The sequence below is a fragment of the Parasutterella sp. genome (genome assembly GCF_057870745.1).
On sequence record NZ_DBMALT010000006.1, the window covers coordinates 61,592 to 78,324 of the forward strand.

Below are 16,733 nucleotides of genomic sequence, written 5' to 3' on the forward strand. Positions count from 1 at the left end.
GCTGCTCGCTCTGATTCATTGGCTGGCCGACTCGACTTCCTTGGGCTGGCTTCGGGTTTTTAATTATTTGACGCTGCGTGCGGTTCTTGCCGCGCTGACTGCCTTCTTTATCGCCTTGGCCCTGGGCCCGGCGGTCATTCGTGAACTGAGAAAACTCAAAGTCGGCCAGGCGGTTCGTCAGTACGGACCCAAGAGCCATTTGGTCAAGGAAGGCACACCGACCATGGGTGGCATTCTTATTCTGATTGCCGTCGGCGTCTCCACGATTTTGTGGATGGATCTCAGCAACCGATTCGTTTGGGTCGTGCTTTTTGTGACGCTGAGTTTCGGTGCTATCGGCTGGGTCGATGACTACCGAAAAGTGGTGCACCACGATCCCGAGGGCATGAAGTCGCGGGAAAAATTCTTCTGGCAGTCTCTTGTCGGCATCATTGCCTCCGTCTATCTGGCTTTCTCCGTTGCGGCGCCGGGTAATGAGCACATCTGGAACTTGGTGCTTCAGTGGATGGAAAGCGGCTTTACCTCGATTCCGCTGCCGGAAAGAAGCAATCTGCTGATTCCGTTCTTCAAGAATGTGTCGCTTCCGATCGGCATCTGGGGCTTCATCATCCTCAGCTACTTCGTGATTGTGGGTACGAGCAACGCCGTTAACCTGACAGACGGTCTGGACGGTTTGGCGATTCTGCCGAGTGCTTTAGTCGGTATTGCTTTGGGCATTTTTGCCTACGTTGTCGGCCGTGTTGACTATGCCGCCTACCTGAACTTTCCGTATGTTCCGGGCGCCGGCGAAGTGGTCGTTGTGGGCGCCGCGCTGATCGGCGCAGGCTTAGGCTTCCTTTGGTACAACGCTTATCCGGCCCAGGTGTTTATGGGCGACGTCGGCGCTTTAGCGCTCGGCGGTGCTTTGGGTACGATGGCGATCATTACGCGTCAGGAACTCGTCCTCTTCATCATGGGCGGCGTTTTTGTGATGGAAACACTTTCCGTCATCCTTCAGGTCTCGTACTTCAAGATCACGCACGGGAAGCGCATCTTTCTCATGACGCCGATCCACCATCACTTCGAAATGAAGGGCTGGAAAGAAACCCAGATTGTCGTTCGTTTTTGGATCATCACCATTGTTTTGGTGCTGATCGGTCTGTCCACTCTGAAAATCAGGTAATCCATCATGTCGGTCAGTCAGAAAGTATTGGTTCTCGGTTTAGGGGCGTCGGGTCGTACTGCAGCTCGCTTTTACGCATCCCGCGGTTTTGAGGTGCTTGCCGCCGATACCCGACCGCAGCCGCCGAAGCTCGACGAGCTTCAGGAAGAGATTACGAATCTGCGTTTTCTCGGGGGAGCCGTTTCTCACGAGACCGTCGCCGAAGTCTCCGAAGTCATGATTTCTCCGGGATTGTCTCCCGAGTATTCGGCTTTTGCGCCGGCGGTGAAAGAAGCACAGCAGCGCGGTATTCCCGTTGTCGGAGAGATTGAGCTTTTTGCCCGCGAACTGAAAAAACTCAAAGCCGAAACCGGATACGCTCCGAAGATCATCGGCATTACCGGCACCAACGGCAAAACCACCACAACGATGCTTTCAACAGCGATCATCGCAGAGGCCGGCAAATCGGTTGTTGCCGCAGGTAATGTCGGTCCGAATGCTCTGGGAGAACTCGAAAAGCATCGCCGGGCCGGAACTTTACCGGATTTTTGGGTTCTTGAGCTGTCGAGTTTCCAGCTGGAGACCACGGAAAGTCTGCACTGCGACAGCGCAGCGCTGCTCAACATCACCGAAGACCATATTGACTGGCATGGTTCGATGGAAAAGTACGCTGCGGCTAAAAGAAAGATTTTTTCCGCCGATACCGTTCGCGTACTTAACCGCGAGGATCCGGGTTCGATGTTCTCCGCCGAAGGTGTCCCGTCTGATTTAGTGCACACCTTCGGATCCGATGCACCCAAGAAGATCGGAGATTTCGGAATTTCCGATGTCGGTGCGCTGGTGTGGCTCTCCGGCTGCATTGCTTCGGCTTCGCCGGAGTTACTGATTCCGATGAACGCGCTCAGAATCCGCGGACTGCACAACGCGATGAACGCTCTGGCCGCCACCGCATTGACGCTCGCGGTCGGCATCCCGCTGGATTCCATCCTGCGCACGCTGCGTGAGTACAAAGGTGAGCCGCACCGCGTTCAGCTTATTCTCAGAGCTTCTGACATCGATTATGTGGATGATTCCAAAGGTACCAATGTCGGCGCGGTTGCCGCAGCCTTAGCCGGTTTCGGTCCGAAGAAAGTCGTTCTGATCTTAGGCGGCGACGGTAAAGGGCAGGATTTTGCGCCGCTCAAGGCTCCGTTCGAAACGCACGCCAAAGGCGCGGTCTTTATCGGTCGCGACGCACCTCTGATTGAAAAAGAAGTCGATTATCCGGGCCTTCTGAAGGCTCATGCCAAGACGATGGCGGAAGCCGTGCGCGAAGCTCGTGCGATGGCTCAGCCCGGTGACACGATTCTGCTCTCTCCGGCCTGCGCAAGCTGGGATATGTTTAAGGACTATGCCGATCGCTCTGCACAGTTCGTTGCTGCTGCTAAAGAAATTGCTGAAGAGGAAGGGCAGCTGTGCTGATCAGACGACGTAAGAAAGAAGACGCTGACGATATCGTCACGCGTGTCGGCGACTACAACAATGTCGCCGCGCTGAATTACGAGCCGCGGGATATCGGTTCGGTGCCTCCGGATTATGGTGTTTTGTTCGTCGTTTTCTCTTTGATGCTTCTCGGCTGTCTGATGGTTTTTTCGGCTTCTATCTCTTTAGGAGACTCTCCGAAATACCACATCAGCGAACATTACTTTTTTGTTCGCCACGTGATTTCTTTGATCGTGGCGCTGTTCGGTGCCTACATTGTCTGGCATATACCGATGAAAGCCTGGAAGAAGATGGCATTTCCGTTCTTCCTATTCGGGCTCTTCCTGCTCGGGGCGGTCTTTATTCCGGGCGTCGGTAAGTCGACGAACGGTGCCTGCCGCTGGATCCCGCTCGGTCTGTTTAATCTTCAGGTGACGGAAGTCATGAAGATTGCCGTGCTGATTTATGCGGCCGACTTTACCGTGCGTAAACAAAATTATATGCACAGCGTAAAGAAGGGCCTTTTGCCGATGCTGCTTGTGATGGGGCTCGTGGGCTTCCTGGTACTGAAGGAGCCCGACCTCGGCGCCTACGTCATGATGCTGGCTATTTCTATGGGCATCCTGTTCCTGGGCGGTATTAACCTGACGGTTTTCATTATGGTGCTGGTCGGCGTCCTCGGACTGCTGGTCTTTATGATTTTTGCGGCAAGCTGGCGAGCGGCTCGTTTCTTCGCTTATCTGGATCCTTGGGAAATCTCAAACGCCCAGGGCAAGGCTTATCAGCTCTCACATTCGCTGATTGCATTCGGGCGAGGCGAGACCTGGGGCGTCGGATTAGGCGACGCAATTGAAAAGCAGCACTATCTGCCCGAAGCTCATACCGACTTTATTCTCGCCATTGTCGGCGAGGAGCTGGGCTTTGTCGGCGTGATGCTGATCCTGGTTCTTCTGTTCTGGCTGGTCAAACGAGCGATCGAAATCGGAAGAACCGCCATTCATTTGGAACACATTTTCTCCGGACTGGTTGCCGAGGGCATCGGTATTTGGATCGGAGTTCAGACATTTATTAACGTCGGCGTGGCGAGCGGTTTGCTCCCGACAAAAGGCCTGACGCTTCCGTTCATTAGTTTCGGAGGTTCGGCAATTATGGCCGTCACGGCGGCAGTAGCCATTCTTCTTCGGGTCGACTATGAGAATAAGGTCACCATGAAGGGAGGAAAAGTATGAGTAAGCATTTAGTGATTGCGGCTGCCGGTACCGGCGGTCACGTCATGCCCGGAGTGGCGGTCGCAAAAACTTTGATTTCCCGCGGGTGGACCGTCTCCTGGATCGGTACTGAGCAGGGAATGGAGCGCCGCATCGTTGAGCGCCAGAAGATTCCTTTTACCGCTCTGGACTTTCAGGGATTGAGAGGCAAGGGGCTGAAGACCATGCTTTTCGGCGGCTTTAAGCTGCTGAAGTGCATCGCACAGAGCCGAACGATTTTGACCAAAAAACATGCCGATGCCGTGTTTTCGACCGGCGGGTATATCGCCGTGCCGGTTTGCCTGGCCGCTGGCCTCAAAGGTGTCCCGTATGTTTTGATGAACAGCGACGCGGATCCGCTGCTCTCGATCAAGATGGTTCAGGGCAATGCCGCGGGCGTTATGTGCGGTTTTGACGGCAAAGCGGCCAAGCTTGCCGGCGACAAAGGCGTCGTGACCGGGAACCCGGTCCGCAAGGAAATTCTGGCGATTCCCGCTCCTGAAGAGCGTTATCAGGGCAGAGAAGGTCGATTAAAGCTGCTGATCTTCGGCGGCTCTTTGGGCGCTCAAGTATTTAATCAGAATGTCCCGACTTCGATTGCCGCGCTTCCGCCGGAAAAGCGTCCGGAGATTATTCATCAGTGCGGCATGAAAGCCGTGGAAGAAGTTAAGGCAGGTTATGCCGCATTGGGCATCGAAGCTCAAGTCATCCCGTTTATTGAAGACATGGCCGCAGCCTACGTTTGGGCCGACGTCGTTCTGGCGCGAGCCGGGGCGATTTCCGTGAGCGAACTGACTGCGGCCGGAGTGCCCTCCATTCTGGTTCCGCTGGTCACGAAGACGACCTCTCATCAGGTCGGAAATGCCAAGTACATGCAGGATGCCGGCGCCGCTGTCTATTTGCCCCAAAGTGAGCTGACTACAGGTAAACTCACTGCGCTTTTAGAAGGCCTCAACCGAAAAGAACTGCTTGAGATGGCAAAAAAGGCAAAGGCGCTCGGCAAGCCCGATGCAGCCGCCACGGTTGCGGACTTTATTGAATACGTATCGAACAAGGAATAAGAGTGAAATTCGCGATTAAGAAAATACATTTTGTGGGCATCGGCGGAACCGGTATGAACGGTATCGCCGAAGTGCTGATTAACCTCGGCTACCACGTTTCCGGTTCGGACTTAAAGGAAAACGCCGCTGTCGAGCACTTGCGCTCCATCGGCGCAGAAATTTTTATCGGTCATGATGCATCCAATGTCGGAGATGCAGGCGTGGTTGTGACCTCAACCGCCGTTCATGCCGACAACCCGGAAGTCGTTGAAGCAAAGAACAGAAATATTCCGGTCGTGCCGCGCGCCATCATGCTCGCCGAGCTGATGCGTTTGCGTCAGGGCATTGCAGTTGCCGGAACGCACGGTAAAACGACAACAACTTCGCTCATTACCAGCATTCTGGAAAGAGGCGGCCTGGATCCGACGTTTGTGATCGGCGGCCGTTTAAATGCTGCGGGCTCCAATGCAAAACTCGGACAGGGTCTTTACATCGTGGCGGAAGCCGACGAGTCTGACGCTTCCTTCCTGAATCTGTCACCGGTCATCTCGGTCGTTACCAACATCGATGAAGACCATATGGATACTTATGGGCACGACCTCAGAAATCTGAGGAAGGCATTCACAGACTTCATCCAGAGACTGCCGTTCTACGGACGCGCCGTCATGTGCATCGAAAGCGAAAACGTTCGTGCCATCCTGCCGAAAATCACTAAGCCGATTCTGACGTATGGTTTTAGAGAAGATGCTCAGATCCGCGCAGAAAACCTTCGCGCCGACGGAACGCAGATGCACTTTACGCTGGTGCGCGAAGGTGCCGCTCCTGAAGAAATCACAGTCAATCTGCCGGGCGTTCACAATGTTTTGAATTCACTGGCTGCAATCGGTGTCGCGCTGACGCTGGACGTTCCGATGGAAGCTATCAAGGAGGCGCTTGCCACCTTTAAAGGCGTCGGCCGCCGCTTCGCGGTTTGGGGCGAGACACAGAGTCTTAAGGGCGAAAAATTTCTCGTCGTTGATGACTACGGTCACCATCCGACCGAAATGGCCGCGACAATTGCCGCCGCACGCGGAGCTTATCCTGACAGAAGACTGCTCGTCGCCTTCCAGCCCCACCGCTACACCCGTACCCGCGACTGCTTTGAAGATCTGGTTCGAGTGCTCTCCAATGCAGATGCACTGGTGCTTGAAGCCGTTTATCCGGCCGGCGAAGAAAAGATCTTCGGTGCAGACAGCCGCAGTCTTTGCCGCTCGATTCGTCTGACCGGCAAAGTGGAGCCGCTGTTTGCTGGCAACACGGATGAAGTTATGGAACTTATTAATAACAACGTCAAAGACGGAGATGTTGTTCTCGTCATGGGCGCAGGAAACATCGGAGAGGTTCCGGGAAAACTCATGAAACAAGGAAAGAAAGAAGAATGAAAAGCGTAGATGTTAAAGACCTTGGAAAAATCGCCGTTGTGATGGGCGGATCTTCCGGAGAACGTGAAGTCTCTTTGATGAGCGGCAGCGGCGTGCTCAAAGCGCTGGAAAGCGTCGGAGCGGATGTCGTTAAGTTTGACCCGGCAGAGCAGCCTTTATCCGACTTAGCCGGTATCGATCGCGCTTTTCTGATTTTGCACGGGAAAGGCGGTGAAGACGGCGTCATTCAGGGCGTGATGGAATTCCTGAAGATTCCTTACACCGGCAGCGGCGTGCAGGCGAGCGCCATCGGTATTGATAAAGAAATGACGAAAGCTGTCTGGGAAGCTCAGGGCATTCCTGTTCCCCGCGGTATGGTGTTGAGAAATGAGGCCGATTGCGAAGAAGCCCATCGCAGATTCAACGGAAACCTCGTGATCAAGCCGAGCAAAGAAGGCTCGAGCTTGGGTCTGTACAAACTTAAGAATGCGACTCTGGAACAGGTCAAAGAAGCTTTTGCCAAAGCCCAGGAAGCCGGCATGACGGTTCTTGCCGAAGAGTATGTGTTCGGCCGTGAACTCACCGTTGCTGTTTTGGATATGGGCGAAGGCCTTAAAGCTTTCCCGATCATCGAAATTAAGGCGCCGGACGGAGACTACGACTTTGAACACAAGTACTACTCCGACGAGACTGTGTACGTCTGCCCGGCCGAAGTGTCCGAGGACGTAACCGAAAAGATCAAGGCCACGGTTGAGAAAGCCGCATTGGCAGTCGGTGCCGACGCCTGGAGCCGAATCGACGTGATGCTGCGCGATGACGGTACCTTTGCGCTGCTCGAAATCAACACAGCGCCCGGCATGACGCCGCATTCTTTGGTTCCGCTCGCTGCGAGAACCTGCGGTATTTCGTATGAGGAACTCGTTAAACAAGTCGCGGCACGCGCTTCTTTGAAGGGTTAATCGATGAGACGTTGGAGCGCGTCAACTTTTTCACTTTTCGCCGATGTTTTCGGAGTGCTGTTTATTCTCCTGATTCTGACATCGGCGGTGTACTGGTTCGTTCAGCGGCCGGTATTTTTGCTGAAAGGAGTTGACGTTCAGGTTGAAGGCAATAAAGACGCGATAAACGTCAAGGATGTTGCGCAGGTGCTCGACGGCCATATTCACGGGAATTACTTCACCGCGGATTTGTCGGAAATCGCCGATCAGCTCAAGCGCATTCCTTGGGTAAGAGACGTTTCGATCGGCCGCGTTTGGCCGAATCAGCTTCAAGCAACGCTTTACCTCCACCGTCCGATCGCCGTATGGGGAGACGAAAAGCTGCTCGCCGAGGACGGCACGCTTTTTGTTGCGAACCAGGAAATTGCGGAGAGCAAAGGGGCGCTTCCGAAGATCTTCGGCCCCGTTGACCGCCGCATGGAAATCTACAAGCAGTACCAGGCTTTTGAAAATACATGCAAAAAGCTTGGATATGATGTAACTTCATTAACTTATTCCGAATATTCCGGCTGGACGCTGCATTTCAAACGCCCGGAGGGCAAGGTGATCAAACTGGTTCTCAAGAAGGGCGAAAATTCTGCCCAAATGGATGAGCGGTTGATCAAAATCATTCATTCTCTGCCGGCGATTTCTGCGCAAATCGGTGCGGAACCGACAGAATTGGATGCGCGTTACGAGAAAGGGATTGCAGTGCTGAAGCCGGAACCGGAAGAAGAGTCCGTTTCTCCTGAAGACAGTGTTCAGGATACCGGGGATAAAAAGAATGGCAGATAAATCAAACGATTTGTTGGTGGGCTTGGACATCGGGTCATCAAAGGTTGTGTGTATGATCGCGTCTCCGGTCAGTTCGAGCACTTTTAAGATCGAGGGCCTCGGAGAGTGCAAGAGCGAAGGCATTGAGCAGGGCGGAGTTGTCGATATCAATCAAGCGGTTGATTGTGTCCGCGCGGCAGTGGAAGAAGCTGAAAAAACCGCGAATACAACTGTTAAAACTGTTGCGGCCGGTATATCCGGTCCGCACATTCGTACGGATAACTGCATCCAGCAGACGATTGTGGGTTCCGGCGAAATCGAACAGAAGGATATCGATGACCTTCTGAATACGGCTATGTCCGTTACTTTGCCGCCGTCGATGCGCTATCTCGACGTGATTCCTCAGGAATATTCCGTTGACTACGCACGCCGCATCCGCACGCCGATCGGCATGGAGGGCAAGAAACTTGAAGGCAGCCTGCACGTTGTGACCGCGCAAAGCGCCCAGTGTTTGTTCCTCAATAAAGTTATTCGCAGAACCGGCTTGGAGCTCATTGACAGCCAGCTGATCTTTAACCCGTTGGCCGCAGCTTCTGCCGTGCTTCGTCCGGAAGAAATCGACTTGGGCGTGGCGCTGATCGATATCGGCTCCGACCTAAGCGACGTGGCTGTGTTCTTCGATAAAGCCGTGCAGTATTCCGCCGTTCATCCGATGGGCGGCCAGCAGATCACTGACGAAATCTCAATCAAGACCCACTTGTCTCAGGATGCCGCTGAAAAACTCAAGCTGCAGATGGGGCAGGTGCGCTACGACGCCAGGAAAGACAAGGACAGCTTTATCCGCCTTCCGACGGCTCCGGGCTACAGCGATGACGGAGGAAGAATCCTGAGTAAACAGGCGCTCTCTGCGATTATTGACGTCAAAGTTCAGGACATTTTGGAAAAAATTTACTACCGCATCCGCGATAAGAGCCTGCACACCCAGCTGGGTTACGGCGTTGTGCTGACGGGCGGAGGCGCGACGCTTCCGGGCATTCAGCGCATGGCCAAGGAAGTGTTCAGTTCTCATATGGCAGGGCGCGAAATCAATGTGCGTCTCGGACGTCCTTTGGTGAACTACGAGACCTCGGAATTTGTGCCGCCTGAACTCTACAACACGGAAAGTTTCCCGAAGCAGTTTGCCGGGTATTCCACTCCGCAGCATGCCGCAGTTTTGGGGTACTTGTGCCAGCTGAACCAGAAGTTCTGGGCGCAGGGATCCAACATCGGATCCAAGCGCAGATTAAAGAGCATCGGCGGAATGATTAAACAGTGGATATTCGGAAATTTCTAAGGGTTTGTATTGCTTAAAACAGCTTGAGGGACAGAATCGGGTGAAAACCCCTAACAAAAAAATCCCCTCATGCTGAAAATAAACGCAGAACCCACGGAATTTTCTGAATTTTCCTCGCAGAAAAAAACGATTGAATTTAGAATTAACCAACTTGGCAGATCGAAGGTCTCGAGATGCGTAATGGAGATAAAGTAGTTGATGGAAAAGGCATTTGAACCCTACGTGGACGGTTCTACCAACACCGTGATCAAAGTTGTAGGCGTAGGCGGTGCGGGCGGCAACGCCCTTAATACGATGGTAACCAAATTGACGGATTGCCAAGTTGAGTTCATCGCCGCGAACACGGACAGGCAGGCTCTGACCCGCTCTCTCGCTTCCGAAAAGATTTCTCTCGGCAGAACAGGTCTCGGCGCCGGTGCACGTCCTGAAGTCGGGTTCCAGGCAGCCAATGACGCCAGAGAGGAAATCGCAGAGAAGCTCCGCGGTGCCGATATGGTCTTCATTACAGCCGGTATGGGCGGCGGCACCGGTACAGGTGCTTCTCCCGTCATCGCTGAAGTCGCACAGGAACTGGGTATTTTGACGGTTGCCGTAGTGACAAAGCCCTTCTCCTTTGAAGGCGGCAAGCGCATGAGAAATGCCGAGCTCGGTTTAAACCAGCTCAAAAACCGCGTCCATTCTCTGATCGTTATTCTTAACGACAAGCTCGAAGAAGAGCTCGGAGAAGACGCCACGATGCGCGAATGCTTTGAAAAAGCCGACGAAGTGCTTTTCAACGCCTGCGCAGGCATCGCCGAATTGATTCAGAAGGTTGGTCAGATCAACCTGGACTTCGAAGACGTCAGAACGGTTATGGGTACCCGCGGTACCGCCATGATGGGTTCCGGCGAAGCCGAAGGTCCCGATCGTGCCGTTACGGCTGCCTCCATGGCCGTTACCTGCCCGCTGCTTGAAGGCGTTGAACTTCGCGGCGCTAAGGGTCTGTTGGTTAACATCACGGCTCAGGAAGGCATCCGCATGTCCGAAGTCCGTTCTGCCATGGAAACCATCAAGAACTACGCCGACAGCGATGCCCTTATCGTCTTCGGTACGGTCTATGACGACAGCATGGGCGACAAGGTTCGCGTTACGGTTATCGCGACCGGTCTGGATCAGAACGGTACCGACGACTCCATCGTTAAGACGAGCTTCGTGAACGGCAAACCTGCCGTCGATAATCCTTCCAATCTGTGGCAGCCTTCCGGCTCCGCTCCGGACTCCCTCCCGAATGATCTGTTCGGCAACATCGACGCACCTGCCAAACCGAAAGTTCACGCTTCTGCAGCTCCGCGCGCAACATCTTCTTTTGCTCAGCCGCAGCCTCATCCGGCTGCTGCACCGGCTCACACTGCAGCTCCTGCCGCTCCGGCAGCCAAGCCTGAAGTAAAGGCCGAGGAGGTTAAAACCGAAGTCAACCCTTTCGGAACCTATACACCGCAGCCTCAGAAAAAGGCTGAGCCGGCACCGGCTCCGAAGGCTGAACCGAAAGAACCTCAGCCCGAAGCCGTCAATCCGTTCGGTCAGGCTTTCAGCCGTCCGATCGCAACGCCGGACGCAGGCGGCTTTGAAGGTCCGAAAGACAACACGATTTTCGGCAACTTCCACGCCAGCAACAACATTCGTCCTGCCAGCGATGTCTTCGCAACCCTGAACCCTCAGGCCGGCAACGGCAACGACAGCGGTTTGTGGACAGCTAATCAGCACAACGGCGCACCTGAGGCCAAAGGCCAGATCGGTGCTGAAGCCAAGGCAGAAGACGAGAAACCGCGTTTCGAATACGGTATTCCTGCTTTCCTGCGCAAGAAGAACTAAGGTTTGGCCGAATCTATGATCAAACAGAGAACGCTTAAGAAGGTATTCTCCACCGTCGGTATCGGTTTGCACTCCGGCCGCAAAGTCCGTCTAACTCTGCGGCCGGCACCTCCCGATACCGGTTTGGTGTTTACTCGAACCGATTTGAAGCCGCCCGTTGCGATTAAGGCTGAGCCTGAACGCGTCAACGACACGCGCATGGCGACGACGTTGGATAAAGACGGAGCCCGTATTGCGACGATCGAGCACTTGATGAGTGCGCTGTCCGGTTTGGCGATCGACAACTGCTACATCGATGTCGATGCACCTGAGATTCCGATTATGGACGGCTCCGGCTCTACGTTTGTCTTCTTGATCAGAGCTGCCGGTATCCAGGAACAGGATGCTCCGCGAAAATTCGTCCGCGTGAAGAAAAACGTCTCCATCCACGTCGGCGACAAGTGGGCCTCCCTTGAACCTTATGACGGCTATAAACTGTCTTTTGCGATTGACTTCGGTCATCCGGCGATTGACGAAACAGCTCAGTTTGTTGAAGTTGACTTCAACAAGGAAAACTACATCGAAAGCGTCTCCCACGCCCGTACCTTCGGCTTTGTGAACGACTTAGAGATGCTTTGGGGCATGGGCTTGGCACAAGGCGGAACATTGGACAACGCGATTGTGCTCGATGACTTCCACGTCTTAAATCCGGGCGGTCTGCGCTCTCAGGATGAATTTGCAAAACATAAGCTCTTGGACGCCATGGGCGACTTGTATGTATTAGGTCATCCGCTGGTTGCGCATTACCGTGCCTTTAAGTCCGGTCACGAAATCAACAACAAACTTCTGCGGACGCTGTTAGCGGATCCGGAGAACTGGGAGTTTGTTGAGTATCAGGACGAAAATAGTGCTCCGAAGGCCTTTACCGAAGCAGTAAAAGAACCTTCGAACTAAGAAAAGAAAACATCTTGTTTTTTGCCCGCGTTATCCGCGGGCTTTTTCTTACCTGCGGCTGTTGCTCTGGTGTTCTTCAAGAGAAGCTGCCAGTTTTGCCATTGCTTCTTTTAAAGGCGAGCTTTCGGGCAGGCGGTCGGATAATTCTTTAGCGCCCTCAACCGCACCGGGACCGCCGATTGCGGGGCCGCTTTCCGTAAAGAGGAACGGCTGCGGGTGCAGCCCGCTTCTGTCGATCACGGCCTTGACTTGCATAGCGCCGAAGCCTTTTTCAGCGAGTGCCTTTTCTACCGACGGCTGGAACATCGTGAAGCGGCGCACAAAAAGCGGATTAGGCAGGCCGACTTCTAAGAGCAGCACTTCTTTGATCAGATCGCGGGGATCTTCATCCGGATCGATATCGTACGGGTTTTCGTCTTTAATTCGAACTTGCTGAACAGAGAGTCGTAGACAGTCGGGCGTGACGGAGGCTCCGAGTTTGTAACTTTGGCAGACCGGATCAATCACCGCAGCCAGGCGTTTCGCTAATCTTAGGAATCCGAAGTGTTTGGCCAAAGAGCCTCTTTGAAGGACTTTGGAGATCGGTTTTTGTGCAGATCGCGGGTACATTTCAGATCCAGAATAAATAAGACGCGGCAGCACCTAACTTAGCAAAATGAAGCCGCGAATTCAATTCCTCACGTGATCGGGTTAGATGAGAAGTGTGCTTTGTATCTAACTTGTAAAAGGACGGGCAAAAACTGTTTAGTGTTGTAAAATCAGTGAGTTTCAAAATTGGCAAGGTGTAACTGCCAATGGGAGGCGTTGTGCCTCCGTTTTTATTAAGAGAAAGAATTAATGGCCAGTTTCCTGACAAAAATTTTTGGTAGCCGCAACGATCGACTGATTAAGCAATATCGCCGTAAAGTTGCTGCGATTAATAAACTTGAGCCCGAAATGAAGGCATTGAGCGACGAACAGCTCAAAGCCAAAACGGCAGAATTCCGTCAGCGTTTGGCCGACGGAGCTTCCTTGGACTCTCTCCTGCCGGAAGCATTCGCCGTTGTGCGTGAGGCAAGTTTCCGCGTTCTCGGAATGCGTCACTTTGACGTGCAGCTAATCGGCGGTATGGTCTTAAATGACGGCAAGATCGCTGAAATGCGTACCGGTGAAGGTAAAACTTTGACCGCAACTTTGGCGGTTTACCTCAATGCATTGCCCGGTAAAGGCGCGCACGTTGTGACGGTGAACGATTACTTGGCAAGCCGTGACGCGGCCTGGATGGGTAAGGTTTACAACTTCCTCGGAATGACTGTCGGAACGATTCTTTCCAATCAGCCGAACGATCAGAAACAGGCCGCTTATGCTGCCGATATTACTTACGGTACGAACAACGAATTCGGCTTCGACTACCTCCGCGACAACATGGAGTACGAGACCGGCGCACGCCGCCAGAGAGGTCTGTTCTTCGCGATCGTGGACGAAGTTGACTCCATTTTGATTGACGAGGCCAGAACTCCGCTGATTATTTCCGGTCCTGCCGAAGGCAGTACGGATATTTACGTTGCCATCGACAAGATTCCTGACATGCTGGAGCGCCAGAAGCAGGAAAAGGGCGAAGGCGACTACTGGGTCGACGAGAAGCAGCACACAGTCCAGCTTTCCGAAGCCGGTCACGAGAAAGTCGAAAAAATCATGGTCGATATGGGCCTGCTGCCCGCCGGCCAGAGCCTCTATTCTCCGTCTAATATCATGCTGCTGCACTACCTGAATGCAGCACTTCGTGCCCACACACTGTTCGTTAAAGATCAGCACTACGTTGTTCAGAACGGCGAAGTCATCATCGTTGACGAATTCACCGGTCGTTTGATGAAGGGACGCCGCTGGTCCGATGGTCTGCATCAGGCCGTTGAAGCCAAAGAAGGCGTTGAAATTCAGCAGGAAAACCAGACTTTCGCGTCTATTACCTTCCAGAACTACTTCCGCATGTATGAAAAGCTCTCCGGTATGACCGGTACGGCTGATACGGAAGCCTATGAATTCCAGGAAATTTACGGTCTTGAAACCGTTGTCATCCCGACCCATCGCATGATGATCCGTGATGACCAGCAGGATAAGGTCTATCGCACTGCGAAAGAAAAATACAAAGCCATCGTTGATGACGTTAAAGAGTGCTACGGCCGCGGTCAGCCGGTTCTTGTCGGTACGACCTCGATCGAAAACTCCGAACTTATCAGCGACATGCTGACCAAAGCAGGCATCCCGCACAACGTGCTGAATGCTAAGCAGCATGAGAGAGAAGCTCAGATCGTTATGGAAGCCGGCCGTCCCGGTATGGTCACCATTGCGACCAACATGGCCGGCCGAGGTACCGACATCGTTTTAGGCGGCGGTATCAGCAAGGCTCTTGAGCAGATCGACAACGACGAAACCCTTTCTGATGAACAGAAGAAGGCTCAGAAAGAGGAAATCAAAGCGAAGTGGCAGGTTGACCACGACCGCGTTGTGGAACTCGGCGGCTTGAGAATTATCGGTTCCGAGCGTCACGAATCTCGCCGTATCGACAACCAGCTGCGCGGACGTTCCGGCCGTCAGGGTGACCCGGGTTCTTCCCGCTTCTATTTGTCCATGGAAGACCCGCTGCTCAGAATCTTCGCCGGCGAAAAGATGCAGGCTTTGATGAACAAGCTGCGTCTGCCTGAAGGTGAAGCGATTGAAGCAGGTATTGTTTCCCGCTCCATTGAAACCGCTCAGCGTAAAGTCGAATCCCGCAACTTCGATATTCGTAAGCAGCTGCTTGAATACGATGACGTGGCAAACGATCAGAGAAAGGAAATCTACGCTCTGCGTAACGAAATTTTGGAAAACAAAGATGTGTCCGGCCCCGTGAAGGAACTTCGCGACGGATACTTCACCAGCCTGTTCCGCCACTATGTTCCGGCAGATACCGTCGAAGAGCAGTGGGATCTTGAAGGCTTAGAAAAAGAGCTGAAAGAACAGTGGAATCTGGATGTTCCCCTTAAGGCTACGCTGGAAAAATCCGAAAGCTCCGACGACCAGGAACTTCTGGATATGCTGCTTGCAGCAACCAACAAGGTTTACGACGAAAAAGTCGCCTTGGTCGGTCACGAAGCTTTTGCACAGTTTGAACGCAATGTTCTGCTTCAGTTCCTGGATCAACGCTGGAGAGAGCATCTCAGCCAGCTCGACATGCTCCGTCAGGGTATCTATCTCCGCGGCTACGCTCAGAAACAGCCGAAACAGGAATACAAGCGCGAAGCCTTTGAACTGTTTGCCAACTTGCTTGAGACTGTTGGTGCCGACGTCACCCGTGTTCTGATGAATGTTCAGATTCGTCAGCCGGAACCTGAAGAAGTTGCTGCTGCTCAGCAGGAAGCTCAGGCTCCCGCTCAGCAAGAAGCCCTTCCTCAGGAAGAAGATCCGTTCGCACATGTCGGACGCAATGATCCGTGTCCCTGCGGCAGCGGCAAGAAATTCAAAGACTGCCACGGCAAGCTTCGTTAATCTGAATTAACGGAAAGACGGCTCTCGGTGAAAACACCTTGGGCCGTTTTCTTTTTGAAATAAAAATTCGCTTCGATCTTTTGAATCGAAGCGAATATTAAGGCCAAATTTTAAGATGAGGAATTAAGCAACCTATGGATTACTTAATTACTTTTATTTCAACGCGTCGATCAGGCTGATAACAACGAATTTGCTCTTTTTTTGGCAGGCCCAAACATTCGTTGCCGGTTGCGGGCTTAGCCTCGCCGAAAGCCTTTGCTTCTTTTATTAATTTCATGTCTACACCGTTATTCTTCAACTCGTTAAGAACGGCGTGAAGTCGTTTCTCAGACAACGTCTGATTGTAGGAATCACTTCCTAAACGATCGGTGTGGGCCGAGATTGAAAGATAGGAAGAAGCGGCGAGTAATTCTTTTGTTCGTGCCTTGATTTGGGAAGAAACCTTCTTTATTTCAGCTTTCCCCTTCTGACTTAGCGAGCTTCCGTCAAAAGCAAAGAGTGTGTCCGCTGATAGGTTAAAGGCACAGTCCCTAAAGAGTTCATCTGAGACAAAAGAAGAGAGGGACTCTTTATTATTCAGAAGCTGCAAGCCGTCATAGCATTTGTTAAAGAGATTTGCTGAAGGAATAGCGTTGCCGTTTTTCCCATCCGGAAAATAAATTAAGACAAATTTAGGGAAGCTCTGCAAAATACGTAAATTTCCCAATCGCCCTTCGGAGGCTTTATTTCCGAAGAATCTGACGGGAATTTTCCATCGGGGAGGAATTGATCAGAGCCTAATCAATCAGTTTCCTCCCTCATAGATACAATTATCCTAGGCGAAGCTAACCTTGGTTCGATTTTCGAAGCAATTTCCGATGAACATGTTGGCAATCGAGGCCAGCATTGTTAAGCGCGCCGTATTTTTGGCCAACCCTCTGTATCTGACTTTCTTATATCCGAACTGAACCTTAATTCGATGAAAGGCGTGTTCGACCTTGCATCTAATCGAACTCAGCAGCTTTTCGTCGGCAATTCTCTCTGCCGAGAGCTTCTTTCTCTGACTGTAACGTTTCGCGGCCGTATAAGTTAC

13 protein-coding genes and 1 pseudogene are annotated in these 16,733 nt (G+C 52.7%); 11 read left to right on the forward strand and 3 right to left on the reverse strand.

Going from position 1 to position 16,733, the window contains the following annotated elements:
• Nucleotides 1–10: 10 nt before the first annotated feature.
• The 10 genes and pseudogenes from mraY to lpxC all read left to right on the forward strand — a co-directional run bounded on the left by mraY (nucleotide 11) and on the right by lpxC (nucleotide 12,157).
• Nucleotides 11–1,162, forward strand: coding sequence for a phospho-N-acetylmuramoyl-pentapeptide-transferase (gene mraY / locus ACZND6_RS02915; protein ID WP_370648975.1), 1,152 nt, complete (start codon nucleotides 11–13; stop codon nucleotides 1,160–1,162).
• A gap of 6 nt (nucleotides 1,163–1,168) precedes the next feature.
• Nucleotides 1,169–2,602, forward strand: coding sequence for a UDP-N-acetylmuramoyl-L-alanine--D-glutamate ligase (gene murD, locus ACZND6_RS02920; RefSeq protein WP_300875493.1), 1,434 nt, complete (start codon nucleotides 1,169–1,171; stop codon nucleotides 2,600–2,602).
• A complete protein-coding gene (gene ftsW, locus ACZND6_RS02925; protein ID WP_300875496.1) occupies nucleotides 2,596–3,831 on the forward strand; it encodes a putative lipid II flippase FtsW in 1,236 nt (411 codons plus the stop codon). Before murD ends, ftsW begins: the two co-directional genes overlap by 7 nt.
• On the forward strand, nucleotides 3,828–4,910 hold the full coding sequence (gene murG / locus ACZND6_RS02930; RefSeq protein WP_489524379.1) for an undecaprenyldiphospho-muramoylpentapeptide beta-N-acetylglucosaminyltransferase: 1,083 nt from the start codon (nucleotides 3,828–3,830) through the stop codon (nucleotides 4,908–4,910). Before ftsW ends, murG begins: the two co-directional genes overlap by 4 nt.
• Before the next feature lie 2 nt (nucleotides 4,911–4,912).
• The gene (murC, locus tag ACZND6_RS02935; protein WP_293737212.1) at nucleotides 4,913–6,310 is read left to right on the forward strand and encodes a UDP-N-acetylmuramate--L-alanine ligase; all 1,398 of its coding nucleotides are present in this window, start codon (nucleotides 4,913–4,915) and stop codon (nucleotides 6,308–6,310) included.
• Nucleotides 6,307–7,248, forward strand: coding sequence for a D-alanine--D-alanine ligase (locus ACZND6_RS02940; RefSeq protein WP_293737213.1), 942 nt, complete (start codon nucleotides 6,307–6,309; stop codon nucleotides 7,246–7,248). Before murC ends, ACZND6_RS02940 begins: the two co-directional genes overlap by 4 nt.
• A 3-nt stretch (nucleotides 7,249–7,251) precedes the next feature.
• On the forward strand, nucleotides 7,252–8,061 hold the full coding sequence (locus ACZND6_RS02945; RefSeq protein WP_293737214.1) for a cell division protein FtsQ/DivIB: 810 nt from the start codon (nucleotides 7,252–7,254) through the stop codon (nucleotides 8,059–8,061).
• Nucleotides 8,051–9,373, forward strand: a complete 1,323-nt coding sequence (gene ftsA / locus ACZND6_RS02950; protein WP_300875505.1) for a cell division protein FtsA — start codon at nucleotides 8,051–8,053, stop codon at nucleotides 9,371–9,373. Before ACZND6_RS02945 ends, ftsA begins: the two co-directional genes overlap by 11 nt.
• 198 nt (nucleotides 9,374–9,571) lie before the next feature.
• A pseudogene (gene ftsZ, locus ACZND6_RS02955) lies at nucleotides 9,572–10,717 on the forward strand (cell division protein FtsZ); the annotation flags it as partial.
• Between the two features lie 522 nt (nucleotides 10,718–11,239).
• The gene (lpxC, locus tag ACZND6_RS02960; RefSeq protein ID WP_293737228.1) at nucleotides 11,240–12,157 is read left to right on the forward strand and encodes a UDP-3-O-acyl-N-acetylglucosamine deacetylase; all 918 of its coding nucleotides are present in this window, start codon (nucleotides 11,240–11,242) and stop codon (nucleotides 12,155–12,157) included.
• Between the two features lie 48 nt (nucleotides 12,158–12,205).
• Here the strand turns inward: lpxC and ACZND6_RS02965 are convergent, their stop codons facing one another.
• On the reverse strand, nucleotides 12,206–12,766 hold the full coding sequence (locus tag ACZND6_RS02965; protein ID WP_293737216.1) for an orotate phosphoribosyltransferase: 561 nt from the start codon (nucleotides 12,764–12,766) through the stop codon (nucleotides 12,206–12,208).
• A gap of 228 nt (nucleotides 12,767–12,994) precedes the next feature.
• Here ACZND6_RS02965 and secA point away from each other — a divergent pair, with 228 nt between their 5' ends.
• The gene (gene secA, locus ACZND6_RS02970; protein ID WP_300875508.1) at nucleotides 12,995–15,661 is read left to right on the forward strand and encodes a preprotein translocase subunit SecA; all 2,667 of its coding nucleotides are present in this window, start codon (nucleotides 12,995–12,997) and stop codon (nucleotides 15,659–15,661) included.
• Between the two features lie 139 nt (nucleotides 15,662–15,800).
• Here secA and ACZND6_RS02975 read toward each other — a convergent pair whose 3' ends face one another.
• A complete protein-coding gene (locus ACZND6_RS02975; protein ID WP_489524380.1) occupies nucleotides 15,801–16,367 on the reverse strand; it encodes an OmpA family protein in 567 nt (188 codons plus the stop codon).
• 108 nt (nucleotides 16,368–16,475) lie between these two features.
• Nucleotides 16,476–16,733, reverse strand: a 258-nt coding sequence (locus tag ACZND6_RS02980) for a transposase (protein ID WP_489524381.1), incomplete at its 5' end; no start/stop codon positions are given.

What these genes read in the sequence shown, in the direction of transcription:
- ACZND6_RS02945 (WP_293737214.1), top strand. Translation starts at nt 7,252, where the DNA reads ATGAGACGTTGGAGCGCGTCAACTTTTTCACTTTTCGCCGATGTTTTC.
- lpxC (WP_293737228.1), top strand. Translation starts at nt 11,240, where the DNA reads ATGATCAAACAGAGAACGCTTAAGAAGGTATTCTCCACCGTCGGTATC.
- ACZND6_RS02940 (WP_293737213.1), top strand. Translation starts at nt 6,307, where the DNA reads ATGAAAAGCGTAGATGTTAAAGACCTTGGAAAAATCGCCGTTGTGATG.
- murG (WP_489524379.1), top strand. Translation starts at nt 3,828, where the DNA reads ATGAGTAAGCATTTAGTGATTGCGGCTGCCGGTACCGGCGGTCACGTC.
- secA (WP_300875508.1), top strand. Translation starts at nt 12,995, where the DNA reads ATGGCCAGTTTCCTGACAAAAATTTTTGGTAGCCGCAACGATCGACTG.
- murD (WP_300875493.1), top strand. Translation starts at nt 1,169, where the DNA reads ATGTCGGTCAGTCAGAAAGTATTGGTTCTCGGTTTAGGGGCGTCGGGT.
- ACZND6_RS02965 (WP_293737216.1), bottom strand. Translation starts at nt 12,766, where the DNA reads ATGTACCCGCGATCTGCACAAAAACCGATCTCCAAAGTCCTTCAAAGA.
- ftsA (WP_300875505.1), top strand. Translation starts at nt 8,051, where the DNA reads ATGGCAGATAAATCAAACGATTTGTTGGTGGGCTTGGACATCGGGTCA.